The following is a 24106-nucleotide window of genomic DNA, read 5'->3' as shown; positions in this document are numbered from 1 at the left end:
AATACCTGATATAAACCAAATACTAACCTGTAACTCTTTATTCAGCCTATGCAAGAATTTACCTGACAAACTTCATAACCAAAAAAGCCGGGAGTGTACCACCACCCCGGCCAAAATACCATCCTCATTTCGTACCACCGAATCAAAGGATGATGAATCAAACAGTGACGAACCATCTGATAACCAAAATTATGCAAAAATCACTCCTTAACAAGTCCGTTGACTGGCGAACCATTATGCGATACGGATTACTACAGTGCCTCCTGGCGATCCTGCTGGTCAGCATGGCCAACGCTCGGGAAATGGCGGCACAATCGATTCTGAATAAGGACATTACACTTCAGTTGAATAACGTAACGCTCCAGGAAGCACTGGATCGGATTCAGGAAAAAGTTAATACCCGATTTGTGTACAGCAGCCGGATTCCGCTGAAAGAATCGGTGTCGATTGATGAGCGTAATCAGAAGCTGTCGAAAGTCCTCGATCAGTTGCTTGCACCGCGCGGCATTACGTATAAGCTTATCAATGAGCAGATTGTGCTGGCGCGTGAGAAAAAAGACAAACAGGCATTTTTCCTCAATGAGCTCTCCAGCCGACCCGTCACTACGTATGTCCCGGCTGATATTCGCATCAAAGGCACCGTAAAATCTTCCGATGGACAAGGTGCGCTGGCGGGTGTGAGCGTGGTGATTAAAGGTACAACGCGCGGTACGTCGACCGACGGAAATGGGGCTTACGAAATTACGGTACCTAATACGTCGGCGGTGCTGGTTTTCAGCTTCGTTGGTTACGTATCGCAGGAAATTTCGGTTGGCAACCGCTCGACGCTGGACGTTACGTTGGCCGCCGATAATAAAATGCTGGAAGAACTGGTCGTAGTGGGTTATGGTACGCAGAAAAAGGTAAACCTGACGGGCGCGGTGTCGCAGGTGCAGGCGAAAGAATTGGAAAACCGGCCCCTGAATAACATGTCACAGATTTTGCAGGGGATGGTTCCTAACCTGAACATTACGTTCAGTACGGGTCAGCCGGGGCAGGGCGGTAACCTCAACGTTCGGGGTGAAACGTCGATAAACGGCGGTGGCCCGCTGGTGCTTATCGATGGTATTCCGGGCGATATCAACCGGATTAACCCGAATGACGTAGAGTCGGTTTCGGTACTAAAAGATGCGGCTGCTTCGGCTATTTACGGGGCGCGGGGTGCGTTCGGCGTTATTCTGGTTACGACCAAAACAGCGAAAAACGGCAAAACGACCATCGATTACAGCAACAATTTCGGCTGGTCGACGCCCACGGTAAGCACCAAATTCATGACGAATGGCTACGAGCACACAATGCTGAACGACGAAGCCTTTATCCGGGCAACGGGTAACAGCTACACGCGCTATTCGCAGGAAGATTATAAAGAACTCGAAGCGCGCCGGTACGACAAAGTCGAGAATCCAGCCCGCCCCTGGACGGTGGTGAAGAATGTAAACGGCAAGGACATCTACAACTATTATGGCAACTACGACTGGTGGAATACGCTGTTTACAATGACCGAACCATCGAAACAGCACAACCTGAACCTGTCGGGCGGCACTGATAAAATCAATTACTTCTTGTCGGGTTCTGTTTTCGAGAAGGACGGGATTATGCGCATCAACACCGATAAGTTTACGTCGTACACGCTACGTAGCAAAATCAACGCGCAGCTGACGCCCTGGTTGAAAGTAAGCAACAACACACAATACTTTGATTCGCGATATACGTACCCCGGTCTGGAAGGTGGCGCCAATGCCAATTTCGTAGCCATTACGGTACACGCGTTGCCGATCTACGCACCCCTGAACCCAGACGGTACTGCTACGTATAACACGCTGAAAAACAATTACTCTATTGGCGATGGGTTGTTTGCAAACCTGTTGAAAGGCGTAGCGGGTGGTGAGAAAAAAGTACACGAGCTGACGACCATCAACGCGGTTACCATCGACTTTACCAAAAACTGGAATCTGGTTGGTAACTATTCGTATTCGTTCTACATCGCCGATGATTGGTATCGTTCGGCTGTGGCGCAGTATTCGATTCAGCCGGGTATTCTAACGACGGTTCCAAACTACAACGTCGATCAGTACAAGCAAACGATGTGGTTCGATCCGGCCACAGCGGCTAACTTGTATACATCTTACAATCAGACGTTTGGCAAACACTATTTCGCAGCTACGGCTGGTCTGAACCGCGAAACCCGCAAACATTCGCGGCTGTTCGGTGCCCGGAAAAACCTGCTTTCGGAAAGCCTCAACGACCTGAATTTGGGAACTGGTGAGCAATTGTCGGCGGGTGATGCGTTCCAGTACGCGCTGTTCGGCGCTTTCTTCCGCGCGAACTATGACTACGTTGGCAAATACCTGTTTGAAGTAAACGGTCGCTACGACGGTACGTCCCGATTTGGCGTTGGTCGTCGGTATGGGTTCTTTCCATCGGTATCGGCGGGCTGGCGGATTAGCGAAGAAAAATTCTTCGAATCGGCACGTAACGTAGTGAATAACCTGAAAATCAGGGCGTCGTACGGTACGTTGGGCAACCAGCTTCCTCCGGGTTCCAACGCCGTTCCGTATAATACGACGTCGTCCAACTACTACCCCTACGTTCCTATCATGCCAACGGCTCAGTCGAGCTGGATAAACAATGGACAAAAGCTGTTTTACGTGAACAGCCCGAACCCGATTTCGCAAAGCCTAACCTGGGAAAAAGCGACGACCACTAACTTAGGCCTCGACGCTACGTTGTTGAACAACCGACTAAATTTCTCCTTCGACGCCTATGTACGTAACACAACCGACATGCTGGTGCCTGGGCGCGTACTACCAGCTGTTTACGGAGCTAGCGTACCGACCGAAAATGCCGGTGATTTACAGACTAAAGGCTTTGAATTAGCACTCTCCTGGCGCGATCAGACGAAGGTGGCCGGCAAATCGCTGTCGTACAACGTATCGTTTATTCTGTCTGACTCGAAATCGACGATTACCAAATACGACAACCCAAACAAAATTCTGTCGAGTCGTTACGAAGGGCAGGTTATTGGCGACATCTGGGGATATTCAATGGCAGGTTATTTTAAAACCAACGAGGAAGCTCAGGCATATACAGTAGATCAATCACTGATCAATAAAAGACGGTTAAGCGCTCCCGGCGACTGGAGCAAATTACAGGCTGGTGACATCAAATTCAATGACTTAGATGGCAATGGGAAAATTGACCCAGGTGCTAATACACTGGCTAGTCATGGTGATCAGATTATTATTGGCAACGACCGTGCCCGCTACCGTTATGGCATGAATCTGGGCGCTTCTTGGAATGGCTTTGACGTATCGGTGTTGGCACAGGGTATCATTCGGAAGAATTGGTATCCGGGCAATAACGCCGATAAATTCTGGGGGCCCTACTCGCGTCCGTATTACTCATTCATACCGGAGAATTTTAACGACGACATCTGGACACCTGAAAATCCGGACGCATATTTTCCATTGTTGAGAGGATACACCGCTTTAGAGGATGGAAACGACTTGAGAACTCCCAACGACCGGTATATCCAGAATGTGGGGTATCTGCGCCTGAAGAACGTAGTGTTTGGCTACACCATTCCCGAAGCGATCACCAAAAAGATACGTCTTTCTCGTGCTCGTATCTTTTTCAGTGGCGAAAACCTGCTGACGTTCTCACCACTCCGTTCCAAATACATCGACCCGGAACAACTCGACGGCGACGGCACCAACGGCCGGACGTACCCACTGTCGAAAACCCTTTCTGCTGGTCTTAATCTTACGTTCTAATCCGACTTCAATTCGAAATCAGATGAAAAAAATAATCAGTTTTATAGCCATCGCAATCGGTTTGGTTTCGTGCGATCTGAACCGATTGCCCGAGGATGCCATCTCGCCCGAAACCTTTTTCAAGACCGAGAATGATCTTCTTTTGTATACGAACTCGTTCTACAACGCTCTTCCATCGGCCGAGGATGTGTATAACGAAGACGTAGACAACGTAGTGAAAAACAGCCTTCGCGACGAATTACAGGGCACGCGCGTGGTGCCGACCAGCGGTGGCGGCTGGGGTTGGGGAACGCTACGTAACATCAACTATTTTCTGGCCAATTCGAACAAATGCCCCGATAAAAAGGCAGTTGCGAAATACAACGGGCTGGCGAAATTTTTCCGGGCTTATTTTTATTTCGGCATGGTAAAGCGTTTCGGCGATGTACCCTGGTATAGCGGTACCATTGAGGTATCGGACGACGCCCTGCTGACCAAAGCCCGCGACCCACGTACGATGGTAATGGACTCGGTAATGGCCGATGTGAATAACGCCATTGCCACGTTGGATGCATCGCGGCAGGTTAATACGATTACGAAATGGACGGCGCTCGCGCTGAAATCCCGGATTGGTCTGTATGAAGGTACGTTCCGGAAGTATCATCCTGAATATAGCCTTCCTGACGCCAATAAATTTCTGGACGCCAGCATTGAAGCATCTGACAATCTGATGAAAAACAGTGGCTATACCATTTACAAAGCCACACCTTCGACGGCTTACATGAAGTTGTTTTCATCAGATAACGCCATTCCGGACGAGGTAATTCTGGCCCGTGATTTTAGTGACGAATTGCAGGTCTATCACAACCTGAACTATTACACCATGACGGCATCGTATGGTAAACCCGGTCTTGAAAAGAAATTGGTAAACAGCTATTTGATGGCCGATGGTACGCGCTTTACGGATATCAAAGGTTACGAAACCATGCAGTTTGCGGAAGAAGTACAAAACCGCGATCCGCGTCTGTCGCAAACGATACGCACGCCGGGCTATACACGTATTGGCGAAACGACTCCGCTAGTGCCGGAATTTGGCGCGACGGTTACGGGCTATCAGCTCATCAAATTCGTGTCGGCACCGAAATGGGATACGTTCAGCAAGGATATTACCGACATGCCAATTTTCCGGTACGCCGAAGTGCTGATGAACTACGCCGAAGCTAAAGCCGAACGTGGTACGTTAACGCAAGCCGACCTCGACATCTCGACCAAACTTACCCGCGATCGGGTGGGTATGCCGAACATCAACATGGCGGCTGCCAACGCCAACCCGGATCCGTATCAGGCACAGCAATACACGCAGTTGAGCGGCAGTAATACGGGCGTTATTCTGGAAATCCGTCGGGAGCGACGTATCGAACTGGTCATGGAAAACTTCTTCCGCTGGGACGATCTCATCCGCTGGAAAGAAGGTCAACTGCTGACCAAAGTCTTCAAGGGCATGTATTTCCCCGGCCCCGGCAGCTACGATCTGGACAAGAACGGCAAAGTTGATCTGGTTATTTACGAAGGAACCAAACCGACCGTTGCCGGTGCGCAGGTGCTTAAGCTAGGCAGCGAAATTTTGCTGGAGAACGGTAACAAAGGTGGTAACATCATAGTCAATTCGCACATTAACAAGAAGTTCAACGAATCCCGCGATTACCTTTATCCGATTCCAACACAGGAGCTACTGCTGAATACAAATCTGAAGCAGAATCCGAACTGGTAAGACGTATGGGCCAAGCTGGAACGGTCCGCCGTAGCGGCTTGGCCCATACTTCCTAAACCCTTCCAATACTATATGTTATCAGACAGAAGGTCGTTTCTTGAAAAAATGTCGCAGTTGGGGGCACTTAGTTTGCTTCCGGCTTCTGCTACGTTGGCCGAACCAGCCTCGTCGGCACTGGCCGACGAGAAAAATCATTTCGTGGTAGGTCCTTATCTACAGAATATAGGCATCAATGAAGTTACCATCATGTGGATTACCCACAAAAACTGTTTTAGTTGGGTTGAATATGGTGACGGTAACTTTACCAGCAAACGTGAATTTGGCTACACAAACGGCCTCATCGAAGCGAACAACCGCATCAACAAAATCACGCTGACCGGCCTGAAACCGGGTACGAATCACAAATACAAAATCGTTTCGACGGAAGTTTTAGGATACAAGGCGTCGAAAGTGGAGTTTGGCGAAACCATCAGCAGTCCTCTTTACGGTTTTAAAACGCCAGCCGAGAATGAGGAGGGGTTCAAACTGGTCATTTTCAACGACATTCACGACCGGCCGCAGATCATTCCGCAAATGCTTTACCGCCACGGCTATACGGGCAACAAGCGCGATTATGATTTTGTGGTGTTCAACGGCGACTGCTTCGACTACGTAACGGAAGAGCAACAGATGGTCGACCATCTAATAAAACCGACCGTCGATATTTTCGCGACGGAGATGCCGTTTATTCTGACGCAAGGCAACCACGAATGCCGGGGCAGTTTCGCCCGGCACATTCCGGCTTACTACGCTTACCCGGATCAGAAATACTACTACGCTTTCACACGCGGACCGGTACGTTTCGTGATACTTGACTCGGGCGAAGACAAAACTGACGATAGCGTTGAATACGGCGGACTGTCCGCTTTCGACCGTTATCGCGAAACGCAAAGCAAGTGGCTGGAAAAAGAAATTGAAAGTTCTGAGTTTAAGAAAGCGCCTTTCCGCGTTGTGCTGATTCATATTTCGCCTTATCATTCAGGCGATTGGCATGGACCGATGCACTGCCAGAAAGTATTCGGCCCACTGCTGAACAAAGGCAAAATTGACATCCAGATTTCGGGCCACACGCACCGGTACGCTACGCACGACGCCGATGCAACGCACAACTACCCCATCGTGATAGGCGGTGGCCCACTCGAAGGCAACCGTACGCTGATTAAACTACACGCTACGTCGAAAGAGCTGAATCTTAAAATGATACGTGATGACGGAGAGGTAGTCGGTAAATACACCATTCCTAAAAAGGCACGAACGTAACGCGGACATGTTGTCCGCAGGTTAACATAGCGGACAACATGTCCGCGTTACTTTATGAAACATCTAATTTTCTTTTTCTTGATTTCCTTCACTACGTATGCCTACAAAGGCCCAGTACGTCCTGCTACGTTGCTCAGCCCAAAACCGGCGAAACTACGGGTGATGACGTATAATATTCACCACTGCAACCCGCCATCGGCTGGAAACAACATTGAGGTCGATGCGATTGCCCGCGTTATTAATCAGGAAAAACCCGATTTGGTGGCCTTGCAGGAAGTCGATGTGAATACGGAGCGTTCGGGGAAAGGCGTCGATCAGGCGAAAGAGTTGGCGCGACTGACGGGAATGCATTATTTCTTTTCAAAAGCCATTGATCATCAGGGTGGCGATTATGGTGTAGCGGTCCTTTCTCGTTTTCCAATTTTGGAAAGTGTTCGCTACACATTGCCCGTCGATCCGGCTATTGGTGGCGAAATCCGAACCATTGCGGCCATTACTATCGACGTAGCCAAAGGAAAGAAAATCGTTTTCGCCAGCACCCACCTGGATCTAAAGGAAGAAAACCGAACCATTCAATCTGAATTGATTGTCAAACATTTCGGCGACTCAAAGCTTCCGATGATTCTGGCAGGTGATTTTAACGCCCTACCTGAAAGCAAGGTTATGCAGTACTTCGATGAAACGTTTGTACGGAGCTGCCAGGAATGCGGTTTTACCATCCCAGTCAAAAATCCAAACCGCACCATTGATTTCGTGATGTATAAGTCAGGCGATGCGTTTGAGAACGTATCGACACGCGTCATCGACGAGCAATACGCATCCGACCACTTACCAGTTGTGGTCGATTTGACAATGAAATAATATTGCTAAAGGTGAACATGGCCCGAATGGTTTTGACTATTCGGGCTTTTGCTTTTTTAGAATGTAGCGAGTTTGCTGATGTTACGTTCAACAACTTCAAGTACGACAATATCGGGTCGTTCGGCTTTCAGAACGGAGGGTTCCAGGCGGTCGTCGCGCATGAAGAATGATTCCTTGAAATAGCCCGGCATGTAGTGCATCATGCTGTGGCTGAACGAATCGCCAATCAGCAGAAGTCGGTTGGTGCCGGAACCGGCAATTCGAGTTGACGCATAGCCGAATCGTTCGTTGGGCACTGTAGCTAGTTGGCGGCCTTCCAGTTCTTCAGGAAACGTAATGTAATAAAAGACAGGGTCTTTGATTTCCTGCTGAAGCGTCAGCATCGTAACTAAATCACCTCCCCCACCCCGTTGCTGCTCAATTTTATAATCAGCCAAACGTACCGGCGGCATCGACGGAAAATCCTGCCGGATTCGATCAAGCAGGGCCGCGCAACCGACCAACGTACCGTAATCATTCCAATGCGTATCGGTCTGATTGTAGACGATATGTCCACTTTTGGCAGCTCGCAACGTATCACGGATATCCAGAAACGGCAACGTAGTGGATTCCATCGCCTTCCGCAATACGTCCAGACGAGATGGGTTTGGGCTTGGCTGTAAGTGATCGGGCAGGTTTTCGGGATAAATCGAATGCGAATCGGGAGCAATTAATACGTATAACTTAATGCCACTACGTGCCAATTCCTGCTGCCGCTGTGTAAGATGATCAGCAATGATACGTGCCGAATCGGCCGAAAGGGGGTAGATTCCCCGGTGCTGATCGACAACCCGATTGTAGCTGTTTCCGAGGTAAAACCAGCCGTTTTTGCCCACCACCACTTTTTCGGGCAAGGGCGATTCACCCAATATTTTGAATTTCCATCGACTGTAGACGTAGAACAAGGCGTTCCGCCAGCCAAAATTCTCTTTGTAATACTGATCAAATTGCTTGACAAACGTGCGGACGTGCGGAAAATGCAAAGCCGGCCGGTTGCTGATGGCGCGATTTTCGGTGCTGGTGAAACGGTTTGACAAGCCAAATAGCTGATCGAGTGCCGGCAGAATTAACAGACAGGCAAATACGAAAGCAATGATACGTGTTCGGGTTTTATTCATCGTATCGTTATAGCTGCCCTAGCATGCCAATGTTACGTTCAACAATTTCCAAAACCACTACGTTAGGCCGCTCCTTCTCGAGCAATTTGCGGTCGAAGTGATGGGTGCGCACGATGTAGGACTCCCGGAAATAACCCGGTATAAACTGATTCATCGAAAAACTGAATGAATCGCCAATCAGCAGCATTTTGGGTGCGTCGCTATTCTTGCTGACGAACCGCTGTGTGGGCAAACCAACTTCGATGTTTTCGGTGGTTTCGGTTTGGCGAGTGCGCAGGTAAGGCGCGGGAACCACTTTATAGCTAACCGAATCGATAAACTGCTGATTCAGCGCAATCATTGTCACTAAATCGCCACCCGCTCCTTTAAAAGGTGTTACGCTGTAATCGCTACGTGTCGGTTTGGGCATTTTGGGGAAATCCTGACGAACGCGCTCAGCCAGCCCTAACGACGCGATCATAGAACCATAGTCGTTCCAGTGCGTATCGGTCTGGCAATAAATAACCCGCTCACTTTTGGCGGCACGTAGTGAATCACGCACATCGACCACCGGAATGCTCGTGTGCTGAGCCATATACGCTTTGAACCGGTCGAAGTTCGACGTTTGCGGCTTTAGTTGCAGGTTGTCGGGCGCGTTCTCGGGATAAATTGTGTACGAATCCGGGGCCACCAAAACGTAGAGTTTTGCACCCTGAGACGCCAGTTGCTGCTGAAGCTGAGTCAGATTACGGACTATTGAGGCCAACGTATCAGGCCGTATAATATCAATTCCCCGGTGCTGATCAACGATCTTTCCAACACTATTTCCCGGATAAAACCAGCCGTTTTTGCCCATCACCACTTTTTCGGGTAGTGGCGACGCACCTAATGCACGGTATTTCCACTGGCTGTACTGGTAAAACAGGGCATTCCGCCAGCCAAAATTCTCTTTATAATATTGACCAAACTGAGCGATGAAGGTTTGTACGTGCGGAAACGTAAACGTAGGAAACGGCGCCAGAATACGCTTTTCAGTGCTCTTGAAGCCAGCCGACAAATTTAACAGTTGGTCGAGTGTGGGCAGGATGAGCAGTATGGCAAATCCTACGCTCACCAAAACGGCTTTGTAGCGTTTCATCCGAGAGCCTGCGCTGTCGGGTTGACTCGCCTGAACGTTTGCTTCGGTCGATGTTTTATGATTCATCTGCCAGGCGATTAAAATCGGAAATAAATAAACGGATTATACGTATCGGCAGCCAGGTACATCACCGCCAGCACAAATAATCCAAATAAACCCACTACGTACGCGGAGTCGAACAGAAAACGTGTCGACGACAACCGCGCCATTAGACGCTCCCACCAACGCTGAAACATCGGAAAAACCGGCGTTGCGAAAACAATACCCAACAGCAACGTAACGAGCAGCTCGGCATTAATAAAATACGAAGGCGGGTAGGCAATAGCCGACGTAGCGGAGGCCGATAAACCGAACATTTTCTTCAGATACGTAACGCCAGCGCCAAATGTCTCCACACGGAAAAACACCCAACCAATCAGCACCACCAGCAATGTATACGCGTGAGCAATCGGTGCCCAGATCCGTTCCAGCCGCTTGCCCAAGCCCATCCGTTCAATCAAAAGAAAGAAACCGTGATACAATCCCCAGAAAATAAAATTCCAGCTGGCGCCGTGCCAGAGCCCGGTTACGAAAAAGACAATCAGCAGGTTGCGATACGTTCGGGCTTTGCTTCCCCGGTTGCCGCCTAACGGAATATATACGTAATCGCGGAACCAGCTCGACAGCGAGATGTGCCAGCGACGCCAGAAATCCTGTATCGAACGGGAAATGTAGGGGTAATTGAAATTCTCTTTAAAATCGAAACCGACCATTTTCCCCAGGCCAATCGCCATGTCGGAGTAACCCGAGAAGTCGAAATAAATCTGAAGCGAATACGCGATAATACCGAGCCAGGCCGTTGCGGTTGGGTAGCTATCGGGCGGAGCGGTGAAAATAGTATCGGCCAGACTGGCGAATGTATTGGCCAGCAACACTTTCTTGGCTAGTCCCAGAATAAATCGCTCGGCGCCAATGCCAAATTTTTCGATGGTCGTACTACGTTCGGCTAATTCGGGAGCAATGTCGGCGTAGCGAACAATGGGGCCGGCAATCTGGTGAGGGAACATTGCTACGTAGGTTGCGTAATCGATAAAGCTTTTGTTGGCTTTAATACGTCCCCAGTAAATATCAAGTGTATAGGAAATGCCCTGAAAGGTGTAAAAACTGATTCCGATGGGCAGCGCAATCTGACCCAGTGTTAAGCTATCGGTAATGGGCAAGGTAAACGCTTCAGCAAAACCACGTACCGAATCGACAAAAAAGTTGGTGTATTTAAAGTAAAAGAGCAACGATAAGCTACCAATCAGCGAAAGCCATAAACCTGATTTCCGCTTTCCCTGCTCAATCAATCGGCCTGCTACGTAGTTGATAAATGCCGAGAGCAGCAGGATTAACACTACCGGTCCTTCGCCCCATGCGTAAAAAACGAGACTGGCCGCAAACAAAAAGGCATTGTGCCATTGTTTGGGTAATACGTAATAAACGAGCAGGAAAGAGGGTAAGTAGAGAAATAAAAAGATTGCTGAGCTAAACAGCATAGTGCTTTGGCGGAAAGATGATCACAAAAATACGTGTTTTGTGCCACATAGAATCTCAGTCTGTCGTATTAGGCTCTAGCTGTGGCTAGTAGGACCGATAAAGTTTTACTGATCGGTAATGACTTCCGTGGAATCCATAGTGTAATTTTTTACGTAAACTTTACCGGATAAAGTGCCTTAAAACGTCAAACAGACGTATTTTTGCTTACTTTCACAAGATGCTCAACTTTTAAATAACGTATAGATGAATAATCAGCAGAGACGTTCACACCCGCTGGCTGGCGTGTTTAGCTTGTTCGGCTACGTTTTAGCTGTTATTCTGATTGCCATTGGCTGCGGCAAAGATTACACCGCCGAAGTCGGACCGACTGTTACCAAACCTTCCAGCTCAACCAATCCCTGCCCCTGCTCTACCGATCCTGGCACCACTACTACGTCGCCCGGAAACGCTACGTCCTCACCTGGCAGCAACACCACTACGTCGCCCGGTACGACCACAACCTCACCCGGTTCAACGACCACGAATCCGAACAATCAGGCTCCTTTAGATACGCTTAACGTACCAGCACCCACTTTCTCGCCCAACGGCGGCAATTTTCGCCAGAGTGCAGCAGTCCGTATATCGGCTACTATTATACCGAATGGAGCCCTAATTGAGTATAGCGTCGACAATGGTGATACGTGGGTTACAGGTCAGCAATTGAATCTCACAAAAGGCGCAAAAATTTTCGCTCGGCTACGTTCAGGGAAAAAAGTTTCGCCGGTTAGTTCGGCTCAGTTCAATGTTTACTACGAGCGGATGTTGATTATCGGCAACAGTATCATGTTGCACCAGCCCGATCCGACCCGCGGCTGGCTCAACACCAACGGTATGGCAGCCTCGGCTCCCGAAAAAGATTTTGTGCATCTGCTGGCGGCTCGTTTGCAGGCGCTTAACCCAGCCATGACGTATCGACTTCAATCGGGTGGCGATTTTGAGCGGTATTATTCGACGTCTGGCTATAGTTCTCAGGAATTATCGGATGCACTACAACAGTACAAGCCCGATCTGATTGTTGTCCGTATCGGCGAAAACGTTGATCAGTCAGAAGTGTTAAGTCGAAATTTTGATAAATATTATCGGGAATTACTCGATTTGTTGAATTACGGACAACCTGTTCGGATAGTTTGCACGACCAGCGTCTGGTGGCAAAACCGGTCTGATCCTATAGTTCGGAAAGTTGTTACTGAGAAAGGATACTCACTGGTTGACCTGGATTGCATTGTGGGTCAGACCCAATATTTTGCAACCCAATATAAAGATAAGGGGGTGGCCGAACATCCGAATGACGCGGGTATGCAGGTTATTGCAAATATGATCTGGTCTAAAATTCAGGGTTTAACTGAATCGGGATGCCCTTAATTACAAATGAAATTCTCTATTTTTTCCGCTGTTTCATTCCCGCTAGATCCTTAAACAACTGACTACCTGATAATTACGCAATAACCCACATGAACGAATATTTTCTTGTTAATTCATGTGCCTTATCAGGTTTTCCAACGTCATAAGATAAGGCTAGTCGTTACCTCTTTGTTACCAGATTCTTGGCACAATTTTGGAGGGCTATTTTAGCTGATCATACAATCTGTTGTGGTGAACGAACTCAAAAACATCTTAAAGCTCAATCGTTTATCTACGTGGTATGTCCTTGTAGGGCTTTTCTGCATTGGACTACAATCCAGTAGCTATGCCCAAACTACACCTCCTGGCTGTGCCCCTGGTTGCGTTCTGATCACGATAAGGCGTTTGCCCAAAGGAACGGTTCCTCCACCACAACCTCAGAATTTACCGACTCCTTCGTTCAGCCCCCAGAATGGCGTAGTGCCATACGGCAATAAAGTTAATGTCAGTGCCTCATCCCTGCCCACGGGTGCTGTCCTGGAATATTCAACGAATAATGGACAAAGCTGGACGGCTGGTAATGAGACTTCATCCATCCTTGGTTCAACCGATATATTGGCCCGTACCCGTCTCAATCAACAGGTGTCGCCAACGGCCCGCGGTAACTTTAAGCCATCCTTCAAACGAATGATGGTCATTGGAAATAGTATCATGGCGCATGGTCCGGCTCCGATGTTAGGTTGGTATAACAGCAACGGTATGGCGGCTTCGGCGCCTGATAAAGATTTCGTACACCTGGTGACCGCCTATTTAAAAACACTGGATTCCAGCGCTGAATTTATTCTCCAGACAGGCGGTGATTTTGAGCGATTCTTCGGCAATGCTGATTACAGCATCGATCAGTTCAATCAGCCCGTTCAGCAAACTCAACCCGATCTGATTATTGTTCGTATCGGCGAAAACGTCGACGATGGACAGGTCAATGGCACTCGTGATTTTGAAGGCAATTTCCGAAGATTGCTGGAGCGGCTGGCCAGCCTGAACCCGTCGCAACCGGTAAAAATCATTTGCACAACCAGCGTCTGGGATAGACCCAATACCGATGCCATTATCCGCAAAGTGACGAATGAAAAAGGCTACCCACTAGTCGATTTGAGATATATGGTTGGGAAAAGCCAGTACTTTGCCGGTATGGAATACGCCGACCCTGGCGTAGCAGCTCACCCCAATGACGCAGGGATGAAGGAAATCGCCGATCGGATTATCGAGAAAATTCCTTAACGTACTAATCTTCAAACAAAAAGGCGCATCCGTTGAAGATGCGCCTTTTTATTTACGTAACACAGGCGGTCAGCCGCGTTACGTTTAGAAGAACGAGATACGTAGCACAAACGGACTACCGTACACCTGACGGGCAATACCTGAATTATCGTTGTAATTCAAATTGTACAAAGCGGTCAAGTTGACCCCAAATCGACGTGTGATTGGTTGCGAGTACGTAACGCCAACCAGCGGAGCAGTTAACCCATAGCTGGTTGTTCGGTCATTATTCTGATTTTCGATTTGCTGGATGGTCGTGTTTTCCAGTTCACCGTGTAAATACAGGTTGGGCAGAATTGACGGAATGAATTCGTACATTACAAACCCACGTCCACCAAATTGATTATACGTTAGATAAGGCACGGTAACGCCGGTGTTCGTTACTGCCTTATAGCGCGTGTAGTTGTACGTACCACCAACACCAATCAGCATACGTTCGGTAGCTTGATAGGCAATCACTGGCGAAACACCTATACTAAATGGATTGCCCAAACGAATATTGCTGATGCCACCACCAAACCGAAGCCGCTGGCCAAATGGTAACGGGCGGCCTTCGGGAGTTTGGGTTCTAAGTGGGTCTCGGCCCTGGTCTTTTCGATCATCGGGGTCTTCAGTAAGCTGTCCAAAAGCCATACTGCTGCTTAACAAAGCCGTGATAAACAGCAATTTGTGGATATGTTTCATTTCAGTCTTTTCAAAAGAATTTATTTACTAATTAACGAATCAAAAGGTGAATTCTTTTATGTCAGGGTCGCTTAACAATTGTTTAACGCATTTTTCATGATTCTTCTCTGACCCACGCACACGCCAGTAGCCAATCATTTCATTACCAACCCGTTGTTGCCGAGTTCGGGAAGGTGACAGACCGCATTTTTCAAATACTTTTTCATAATGGTTATAAGGTTTGTCGTCATACGTACTGACAATCTTATAATCCCGCGCCTGGTTCAATTCGCTGATGCGTTCTGATAAACCTGTCAGCAGAAAAAGCGAGCCCATAATCAGGGCAAATCCAATCAACGCAATGTCGTATTGGCCTCCGCCTATACACATACCCAACGCCGACACCGACCAAATCGTTGCAGCCGTTGTTAGTCCCCGCACCCGATTCTCTTCCTTGAAAATGATCCCTGCGCCTAAAAAACCAATACCATTCACGATGTTGGCGGCTACACGATCACCGGCTCCACTCAAGCGTCCTGAAATCAGCGTAAACAGGGCTGAACCAACGCAAATCATAATCATGGTACGAAAACCAGCCGCCTTGCCATGATACTCACGCTCGGCGCCGATCAGCCCACCCAACACCAGTGCCAGACCCAGGCGAATAATGTCTTCTACCGCAAAACTCATCTAGTTACTACCAATACGATAAATCACTACGTCCCGTTGCGTGAGGCTTCGGCGAAGCCCATAAGAATCACCATTTAGAGAAACCATATTGAGCAATAAACCGTTAAAAATTAATAGAGTTTACCCTCATTTGATACCGAATGACTCAGCTACCGGAAACCGATAACCGGAATACCATTGACCAGCTCGACCCCAAACAGTTTATCATCATTAAAGGGGCGAAAGTACATAATCTTAAAGGAATTGACGTAGCCATCCCTCGCAATCAACTGGTTGTCCTGACTGGTCTGTCGGGTTCGGGCAAATCGTCGCTGGCGTTCGATACGTTGTTTGCCGAAGGGCAGCGCATGTACGTCGAAAGCCTGAGCAGCTACGCCCGGCAGTTTCTGGGCCGGATGGAAAAGCCGGAAGTTGAATACATCAAGGGTGTATCGCCGGCCATTGCCATCGAACAAAAAGTATCGACCCGGAATCCCCGCTCAACCGTTGGAACGTCGACCGAAATTTATGACTACCTGAAACTGCTCTTCGCCAGGGTGGGCACTACGTATTCGCCCATTTCGGGTCAGGAAGTCAAGAAAGATACTGTTACCGACGTAGTGAATTTCATGTACGGCTTCGAAGCGGGCCAGCGCGTCATGATCATGGCTCCGCTACGTATCCGCGAAGATCGTACGCTCGCTTACGAGTTGAATATTCTGCTCCAGAAGGGTTACACACGTATCGTGGCCAATGGCGAAGTTCGTCAGATTGAAGACGTACTGGAAGCGAATCCGGAACAACTGTCAACTGACGATCTGGAAATCCTGGTTGACCGAGGCACGGTTTTGTACGACGCTGATGGAAATCCCGATGAAGACAATCAGTATCGTTTTTCGGATTCCGTACAAACGGCTTTCAGCGAAGGTGATGGCACGTGCCGAATCGACATTGTTGGTCGCGAGTCACGCGTTTTCTCCGATAAATTTGAACTGGACGGCATTGCGTTCGAGGAGCCTAGCGTGAACCTCTTTACGTTCAATAACCCCTACGGTGCCTGCCGACGTTGCGACGGATTTGGCAAAGTCATCGGTATTGACCCGGATTTGGTCATTCCCGACAAAAATCTGTCAGTTTTCGAAGGAGCCATTGCGCCTTGGCGAAGCGAAAAAATGAGCGAAGAGTTTCTGAAGCCACTGTTGAAAAATGGCATCCGCTTCGACTTCCCGATTCATCGGCCTTATAAAGATTTAACCCCCGCCGAACAGGAACTTCTCTGGACAGGCAATAAATATTTCGACGGGTTAAACGGCTTCTTTAACTTCGTTGAAAGTCAGACCTTTAAGGTTCAGTACCGGGTCATGTTATCGCGCTATCGGGGGCGTACTACGTGCCCAGAGTGCCGGGGGTCGCGCCTGCGTAAAGACGCCAGCTACGTAAAAGTTGGCGGAAAGTCGATCACCGATCTGGTGCTGATGCCGATTACCCACGCCACTACGTTCTTCCGGGATTTGACATTGCCCGAATCGCAGCAGCAGGTGGCGAACCGAATTCTCATCGAAATTCGTAATCGACTGGATTATATGGAGCGGGTTGGGCTGGGTTATCTGACTCTGAATCGGCTCACGAACACGCTTTCGGGAGGAGAATACCAGCGTATTAAACTCGCTACGTCGCTGGGATCGGCGCTGGTTGGTTCGATGTATATTCTGGATGAACCCAGTATTGGGCTGCACCCTCGCGATACGAAGCGGCTGGTTAGTGTGCTGGAATCGCTACGTGACATGGGCAACACGGTGATTGTTGTGGAGCACGAAGAAGAAGTCATGCGAGCCGCCGACCAACTCATCGACATCGGCCCCGACGCTGGTTCGCTGGGTGGTCATCTCGTTTTCCAGGGTACATGGGGCGAAATTGCAGAGGGCAGTGAGCAATGGGCAGAAGGTGAAGACGCCATTCAACCCCATTCGCCCTCTCATACGCTTGACTTTTTAACGGGTCGCGAGACGGTGCCTGTACCGGCATTCCGTCGAAAAGCCACTAATTTTATTGAGCTGAAAGGCGCTCGGGAAAACAACCTCAAAAACGTGGACGTGCGTTTTCCGCTCAATACGTTAACCGTCGTTACGGGCGTTTCCGGTTCGGGTAAGAGTACACTGATTCGGAAAGTATTGTATCCAGCGCTGATGCGTCAAAAGGGCGAATCGTCCGAAGAAGCGGGGAAATACGATAGTCTGGACGGTTCCCTCAACCGAATTGCGGCCATTGAAATGATCGATCAGAACCCGATTGGTAAATCGAGCCGTTCGAATCCGGTTACGTATATCAAAGCATACGATTATTTGCGGCAGGTCATGGCCGATCAGCCGGTATCCAAAGCGCGCGGTTACAAACCAAGCCACTTCTCGTTCAACGTCGACGGCGGTCGTTGCGAAGTTTGTCAGGGCGAAGGCGAGGTGAAGATCGAGATGCAGTTTATGGCCGACATTTATCTCAAATGCGAAGGCTGTAACGGCAAGCGTTTCAAACAGGAAATTCTGGAAGTTACGTTGCACGACAAGAACGTATCGGATATTCTGGACATGACCGTCGATGAAGCCATTACGTTTTTCCGCAAGATTGAGCCCAAAATGGCCGATAAACTGCAACCGTTGCAGGATGTAGGCTTAGGGTACATCGGCATGGGGCAATCGGCCAATACGTTGTCGGGGGGCGAAGCGCAACGGGTAAAACTAGCGTCGTTTCTTGGCAAAGGCAATCCGAACAAAGGCAGTACACTGTTCATCTTCGACGAACCAACTACTGGTCTTCACTTCCACGACATTCGTAAGTTGCTGGCCGCGATTAACGCCTTAGTCGATCAGGGTGATTCGGTAATTATCATCGAACACAATATGGAGGTGATCAAAAACGCTGACCACATCATTGACCTTGGTCCGGAAGGTGGCGAAACGGGCGGCTACATAACGTTTACGGGCACACCCGAAGAAATGGTGAAATTGACCGACGGCAACTACACAGCGGAGTACCTGAAGGGAAAGGTATAATTTTGAGTAACGTAATACGGGAAGAAACCCACTGTTTTAGGCGCTAAAACGGTGGGTTTCTTCCCGTATTACGTTACCACCAACTTTCCTGCTATTTTCGCGATGAGATTCCTCGTTGCTCATGTCGTCATATATAAAGTGGATTGTGTTCTTGGTCAGCTTCCCGATGCTGGCCGTCGCTCAGCTTCAAATTTCTCACCCGATGTCCCGGCTGGTAGTTCAGCGCGGGCTGGATGGTAATGGTCGGTTATACGTATCAGGTCGCTTAGCTGGAAATGCTGACCGTGTGGAAGCGCAACTTACGCCGGTTAATGCCGGGCAGGGCGCAGCAACGGGGTGGCAGGTTGTTCAGAATAATCCAACAAACAATCTTTTTCTGGGCTACGTAACGGGAGCGGGCGGCTGGTACGTGCTCACGGTACGTACCATTGTGGGCAATAACGTAACGGCACAGGCGTCTGTTCAGCCGGTTGGTATTGGCGAAGTTTTCATTACGGCTGGTCAGTCAAATGCACGCGGACTGGGTATCGGAGATAATGATCTGGGTAGTAATACCGATCGCGTTAATGCCATCGACTCGATTAATCATTATTACCCTCCTGGCGATCAACCTCTATTTTCATCAGGCGATCCTTTTCCAGTACCTAATTTTAAGCCATTAACCGCCACGCGAAAAATCTTTCCGATGGCCGAAAGTTCGTGGGGCTGGGGTGAATTGGGCGACTATATCGTCAATCGATATAATGTTCCAGTAGCCTTCTATGTAGCCGGATGGGATGGCTCAACCGCCGAAAACTGGTCAAATACAGCGAATGGCATACCGACCTGCAACCGCTACAACTGCAACGCAAACTGGCCTAATTTACAGCCATATACGAACCTAAAAAACATATTAGGCTATTACGCGTCGGTTTCAGGAGCCCGTGTTATTCTCTGGCATCAGGGCGAAGCAGAATACGATTTTCCCGGTGGCCCTACCAGCGTCGACCAGTACAAGGATCGTTTGATAAACGTAATCCAAAAATCGAGGCAGGATTTTGGCGGCCGTAACATTCCCTGGATGGTTGCGCGCGTATCATTCGATGGTAGCACAACGCGTCCTTCCGTTATTGCGAAACAAAACGAAGTGATCAGCACAGGTGGTCTAAACGTTTTTCCGGGGCCAGAAAATGATGGTATTCAGAACCGGAATGCGGGTAATGTGGATGTACACTTTCGAAATTCTACACGACCTTCACCCCATCCACAGTATTACCTCAACCCAGGTTCGATACCCGCCGATATGGGGTTATCGCTTTTCGCCCGGCAGTGGAACAATAGTCTCGATAATTCCTTTTTTCAAAATGCGCAGCCCATTACCCCAACCCAATTCGCCGTTACCGGCAATATAGCCGAGAACGTAGCGCCGGGTGCGACCTTGAGCGTATCATTCTCTACGCTTGGTACGTTCAATGGAGGAAATAACTGGCAGGTACAGCTTCTCGACGAGCTGGGCCGGTTCGTCAGCGTATTGGGGAGCGGTTCCAGCAGCCCAATTCAGGTGGCTCTACCGGGTAATCTGCAAAGCGGTCGTTTTCAGGTTCGGGTTGTTGCATCGTCGCCCGCGTTACCTGCCGTGCCATCGAATGTATTCCGCATCGCTACAGTTGTCGATGCCGATGTCAGTCTGGCAATGGCAATTACTCAACGTACGCTCAACTTAAATACACCCGTCACCATCAGCGTGTTCGCCAAAAATGGCGGTCCACTTCAGGCGCAGAACGTAGTCGTTCGCGACCGATTACCAGATTATCTGGAGTTCGTTTCTTCGTCTGATTTTTCGTTCAGCAATAACGTACTGACCAGTGGCCCGTTCAACATAAATCCCGGAAGCACGCAGATCCTCTCATTTGTAGCCAGACCAACTGTAGACGGTACGTATTACAACGCAGCCGAAGTCGCACAAGCAACTACACCCGATCCTGATAGTCAGCCCAATTCAGGTATTGGCGATGGTCAGGACGACGTAGCAACGGTAAACTTCCGGACGTATCAAACGGGTAATGCCGTTTTTGTTTCACCCAATCCGAACCAGGTGCCTCTGCCGGGTGTCATTGGCAACCAGCCCACGCCTATTCCCGACAAGGCTGACGTCAGTTTAAAGCTTAGCGTTAGTAACCGAACGCCCAATGTGAACGAAATCGTTACGTATACGCTAGTTATCACCAATCAGGGTGGCCAGTCAGCTACGGGTCTAAGCGTAGCGGCTTATATTCCCCCAGTTTTAACATTCATCCCTGGCGATGATTTTGGTGGTTCGGGAGGATCGGTAAATAGTGGTGTAAGTAGCCTTGCTGCTGGGAGTAGTGTCAGTCTGCGGTTCCGGGCTCGTGCAACTGCGCTTGGGTACGGTCTCTGTTCGGCTCAGCTCACTGCCGCCAGCGTTTCTGATCCTGATTCAGCGCCGGGCAACGGCGTATCTAATGGCGAAGACGATACTTCGCAGGTTGATTTGCGGGTGAAGTGAGAAAAGCGGGATGAACTATGATGTAGGGTACGAGTCGCCGGTAAAATGCATCATAGTTCATATATCGTACGTTCACATTAGCTTCTGATTTACAACTCAATTGCTTCTTCTACGTTATTCATATAAGTCTCCTGTTCGCTAACTTTACAGTACAAAAACTTTATTTCTGGCTTTTAGCAGAAGCTTGTATTCGAAGCTATTACTCGTATGAAAGCTCAGTGGCTTTTTATTGGCGTTGTAGGCATCGCAGGAGCGTTGCTGCTCTCTTCGTTTCTGGGTATTTTCGAGAAAAAGGTCGATTATAATACGCAGATCAAGCCATTACTGAACAAAAATTGCATCGCTTGCCACGGTGGCGTCAAAAAAGCCTCAGGATTCTCACTACTCTTTAAACACGAAGCTGTGGCACCGGCCAAATCGGGGAAGCCAGCTATTATTCCAGGAGATGCCGACGCCAGTGAAATGATACGTCGGCTTACGTTAACTGACCCAGATGAGCGGATGCCGCTTGATCATCCTCCCTTAAAACCAGAAGAAATTAACCTGCTCCGGAAATGGATTGACCAGGGTGCTGAGTGGGGTGATCACTGGGCGTATCAGTCTGTCAAAAAGCCCGACGTTCCTAGAATCGGTACGTTTCTGAGTCGTCTGGGTGTCACCGAGAATGATGAAACCGACTGGGCAAAGAACGAAATCGATCATTTCATTATTGATAAACTGAACCAGGACGGCTTGAAACCTTCACCCGAAGCCGACCGTGCTACATTGATCCGCCGGGTTTCGCTCGATCTGACGGGTTTGCCACCGACTGAACAGGACGTAACGAATTTCATAAACGATAAATCGCCAAAAGCGTATGAGAACGTAGTAGATAAGCTGCTGCAATCACCCACGTACGGCGAACGCTGGACGGGTATGTGGCTCGATTTGGCTCGTTATGCTGATACCAAAGGCTACGAACGCGATCCCGGGCGCAAAATCTGGCGTTATCGTGACTGGCTCATTAACGCTTTCAATCAGGACAAACCCTTCGATCAATTTACTGTTGAGCAGTTAGCGGGTGATTTGTTGCCAGCACGTACCGACGGGCTTCCTGACGATGCTCAACTGGTTGCGACGGGTTTTCACCGCAACACGATGAACAATGACGAAGGCGGTACGCAGGATGAAGAGTTTCGCGTTTCGGCCGTCCTCGACCGGGTGAATACAACCTGGGACGTCTGGCAGGGCACTACGTTCTCGTGCGTACAATGTCACAGTCATCCCTACGACCCGTTCGTCAATGAGGAATACTATAAGTTTGTCGCTTTTTTCAACAACACCCGCGACGAAGACGTGACGAGCGAAACCCCGACGCTACGTTTCTACAAACCCGCCGATTCGCTTAAAATCGTTGATTTGAAACAATACATCCAACGTAGCGCTAATAATCCGAAACAGGCCCAGGCAATTACCAGTCAGGTTACGCAGTTGGTACGTACCGTTGAGCCTAAAATTAATTCACACGATTTCGATCAATACGTTAACGCGTCGCTGCTGGATGCTAAATACTTTGGTTTTCAGGATAAAGGTTCGGTACGTATCAAAGACGTTACGTTGACCGGACGCCCTCGTTTGCTTATTCGGTGGGGGACAAAAGCCACCGACGCGACTGTTACGTTGCATCTGAATAAACTGGATGGCCCTGTTCTGGCTAAATTTCCTACGCCGAAGCCTGGAAAAGATACGGTTCAGATGATTCCGCTGCCGCCTGTTCAGGGCAAGCACAGCCTGTACATGTATCTGGATAGCCCGAAGATGCCTAAAGACTGGGTGCAGATTAAGTGGGTGGCCTTTACGCCTATTCTGCCGGGGCAACCGCAGCAATCCATTGGCGAAAAAGACAAAGAATTGCTCGACATTTTGAATGCCGAAGCCGAGCAAACACCCATTATGCTCGATGGTACTGGCGATTTGGTTCGCAAAACGCATGTTTTCGACCGGGGCAACTGGCTTGTGAAAGGCAAACAGGTGACGCCGGACGTACCAAAATCGTTCCCAGCGATGGACCCAAAACTGCCTAAAAATCGACTGGGAATGGCTCGCTGGATGGTTAGCCGTGAACATCCGCTCACCGCTCGCGTGGCCGTCAACCGGTTTTGGGAGCAACTGTTTGGTACGGGGATTGTGGAAACGGTTGAGGATATGGGTACGCAAGGCATCCCTCCTACCCACCGCGAATTACTCGATTATCTGGCCGCTGAGTTTATGGCAGCCGACCAATGGAGCGTCAAGAAACTCCTGAAAAAAATGGTCATGTCCGCCACGTACCGTCAGGATTCGAAAGCGTCTCCTGAATTACTGGCGAAAGATCCATTTAATAAATTACTGGCTCGCGGTCCACGTGTGCGTTTATCTGCCGAAGCCGTCCGCGATCAGGCGCTGGCTGTCAGTGGGTTGCTGAGTCATAAAATGTTTGGCCCGAGTGTAATGCCAGTCCAGCCTGATGGCATCTGGCAATCGCCTTATGACGGTGATACGTGGAAGCAAAGCAAAGGTGAGGATTTGCATCGTCGGGCGTTGTATACATACTGGAAACGTACCGCTCCTTATCCATCGATGGTTACGTTTGATAGTCCCAGTCGTGAATTCTGTCAGCTACGTCGGTTACGTACCAATACACCATTGCAGGCACTGGTCACGCTCAACGACCCTGTTTACGTAGAAGCCGCCAAGAACCTCGCTACGTATATGCAGCAACATGGCGCTTCTCCTTCAAACCAAATTCAGGCTGGTTTCCGACGGATTATGCTACGTGATTTATCTGCGAAGAAATTGAACGTACTGGTCCAGCTTTACAAAACGACTGAACAACACTACCGCCAGAAACCCGGTGAAGCCGAAAATTTGTTCGACCAACCCGGCCTGGATTGTTCGACCTTTACCCCCCAACTGGCCGCCTTGACCGTAACGGCGAACACGATGTTGAATCTGGATGAAGTAATTACGAAAGAGTAATAAACGTAGC

14 protein-coding genes are annotated in these 24106 nt (G+C 49.2%); 9 read left to right on the top strand and 5 right to left on the bottom strand.

Features of this window, described 5'->3' with window-relative positions:
- The first annotated feature begins 191 nt into the window (after positions 1-191).
- From ACYVF1_RS00375 to ACYVF1_RS00360, 4 genes are all read left to right on the top strand, one after another.
- Entirely contained in the window at positions 192-3812 is a 3621-nt protein-coding gene (locus ACYVF1_RS00375) for a TonB-dependent receptor (protein WP_461074465.1), read from the top strand.
- A 22-nt stretch (positions 3813-3834) separates the two neighbouring features.
- Positions 3835-5562, top strand: a complete 1728-nt coding sequence (locus ACYVF1_RS00370; RefSeq protein ID WP_461074463.1) for a RagB/SusD family nutrient uptake outer membrane protein — start codon at positions 3835-3837, stop codon at positions 5560-5562.
- Between the two features lie 72 nt (positions 5563-5634).
- On the top strand, positions 5635-6861 hold the full coding sequence (locus tag ACYVF1_RS00365) for a purple acid phosphatase family protein (protein WP_461074461.1): 1227 nt from the start codon (positions 5635-5637) through the stop codon (positions 6859-6861).
- 54 nt (positions 6862-6915) lie between these two features.
- Complete coding sequence (locus ACYVF1_RS00360) at positions 6916-7722, top strand: endonuclease/exonuclease/phosphatase family protein (protein WP_461074459.1); 807 nt, start codon at positions 6916-6918, stop codon at positions 7720-7722.
- Positions 7723-7778: 56 nt separating this feature from the next.
- Here the strand turns inward: ACYVF1_RS00360 and ACYVF1_RS00355 are convergent, their stop codons facing one another.
- Genes ACYVF1_RS00355 through ACYVF1_RS00345 form a run of 3 tightly spaced genes read right to left on the bottom strand, consistent with a single transcriptional unit; the run spans position 7779 to position 11513 of the window.
- On the bottom strand, positions 7779-8879 hold the full coding sequence (locus ACYVF1_RS00355; protein ID WP_461074457.1) for an alginate O-acetyltransferase AlgX-related protein: 1101 nt from the start codon (positions 8877-8879) through the stop codon (positions 7779-7781).
- 7 nt (positions 8880-8886) lie between these two features.
- The gene (locus ACYVF1_RS00350) at positions 8887-10062 is read right to left on the bottom strand and encodes an alginate O-acetyltransferase AlgX-related protein (protein ID WP_461074455.1); all 1176 of its coding nucleotides are present in this window, start codon (positions 10060-10062) and stop codon (positions 8887-8889) included.
- Positions 10063-10073: 11 nt separating this feature from the next.
- The gene (locus ACYVF1_RS00345) at positions 10074-11513 is read right to left on the bottom strand and encodes an MBOAT family O-acyltransferase (protein ID WP_461074453.1); all 1440 of its coding nucleotides are present in this window, start codon (positions 11511-11513) and stop codon (positions 10074-10076) included.
- Between the two features lie 244 nt (positions 11514-11757).
- Between ACYVF1_RS00345 and ACYVF1_RS00340 the strand changes: the two genes are divergently transcribed.
- Positions 11758-12915: an SGNH/GDSL hydrolase family protein gene (locus tag ACYVF1_RS00340; RefSeq protein ID WP_461074451.1), complete on the top strand. Its 1158-nt coding sequence runs from the start codon at positions 11758-11760 to the stop codon at positions 12913-12915.
- Between the two features lie 384 nt (positions 12916-13299).
- On the top strand, positions 13300-14175 hold the full coding sequence (locus ACYVF1_RS00335; RefSeq protein ID WP_461074449.1) for an SGNH/GDSL hydrolase family protein: 876 nt from the start codon (positions 13300-13302) through the stop codon (positions 14173-14175).
- Positions 14176-14259: 84 nt separating this feature from the next.
- On the opposite strand, the gene ACYVF1_RS00330 is transcribed toward ACYVF1_RS00335, so the two are convergent.
- A complete protein-coding gene (locus tag ACYVF1_RS00330; protein ID WP_461074447.1) occupies positions 14260-14898 on the bottom strand; it encodes a hypothetical protein in 639 nt (212 codons plus the stop codon).
- Between the two features lie 39 nt (positions 14899-14937).
- Positions 14938-15567: an MgtC/SapB family protein gene (locus ACYVF1_RS00325; protein ID WP_461074445.1), complete on the bottom strand. Its 630-nt coding sequence runs from the start codon at positions 15565-15567 to the stop codon at positions 14938-14940.
- A gap of 140 nt (positions 15568-15707) precedes the next feature.
- Between ACYVF1_RS00325 and uvrA the strand changes: the two genes are divergently transcribed.
- From uvrA to ACYVF1_RS00310, 3 genes are all read left to right on the top strand, one after another.
- Positions 15708-18593 carry an excinuclease ABC subunit UvrA gene (uvrA, locus tag ACYVF1_RS00320; RefSeq protein WP_461074443.1) on the top strand — a complete coding sequence of 962 codons (2886 nt, stop codon included), beginning with the start codon at positions 15708-15710 and terminating at the stop codon, positions 18591-18593.
- Between the two features lie 121 nt (positions 18594-18714).
- Complete coding sequence (locus ACYVF1_RS00315; protein ID WP_461074441.1) at positions 18715-21099, top strand: sialate O-acetylesterase; 2385 nt, start codon at positions 18715-18717, stop codon at positions 21097-21099.
- 207 nt (positions 21100-21306) lie between these two features.
- Positions 21307-24096, top strand: coding sequence for a DUF1553 domain-containing protein (locus tag ACYVF1_RS00310; protein ID WP_461074439.1), 2790 nt, complete (start codon positions 21307-21309; stop codon positions 24094-24096).
- Positions 24097-24106: the final 10 nt, after the last annotated feature.

Source organism: Spirosoma flavus (assembly GCF_054778555.1).
The sequence above is the reverse complement of the archived record's forward strand: the minus strand, read 5'-3'. Positions and strand labels throughout refer to the sequence as shown.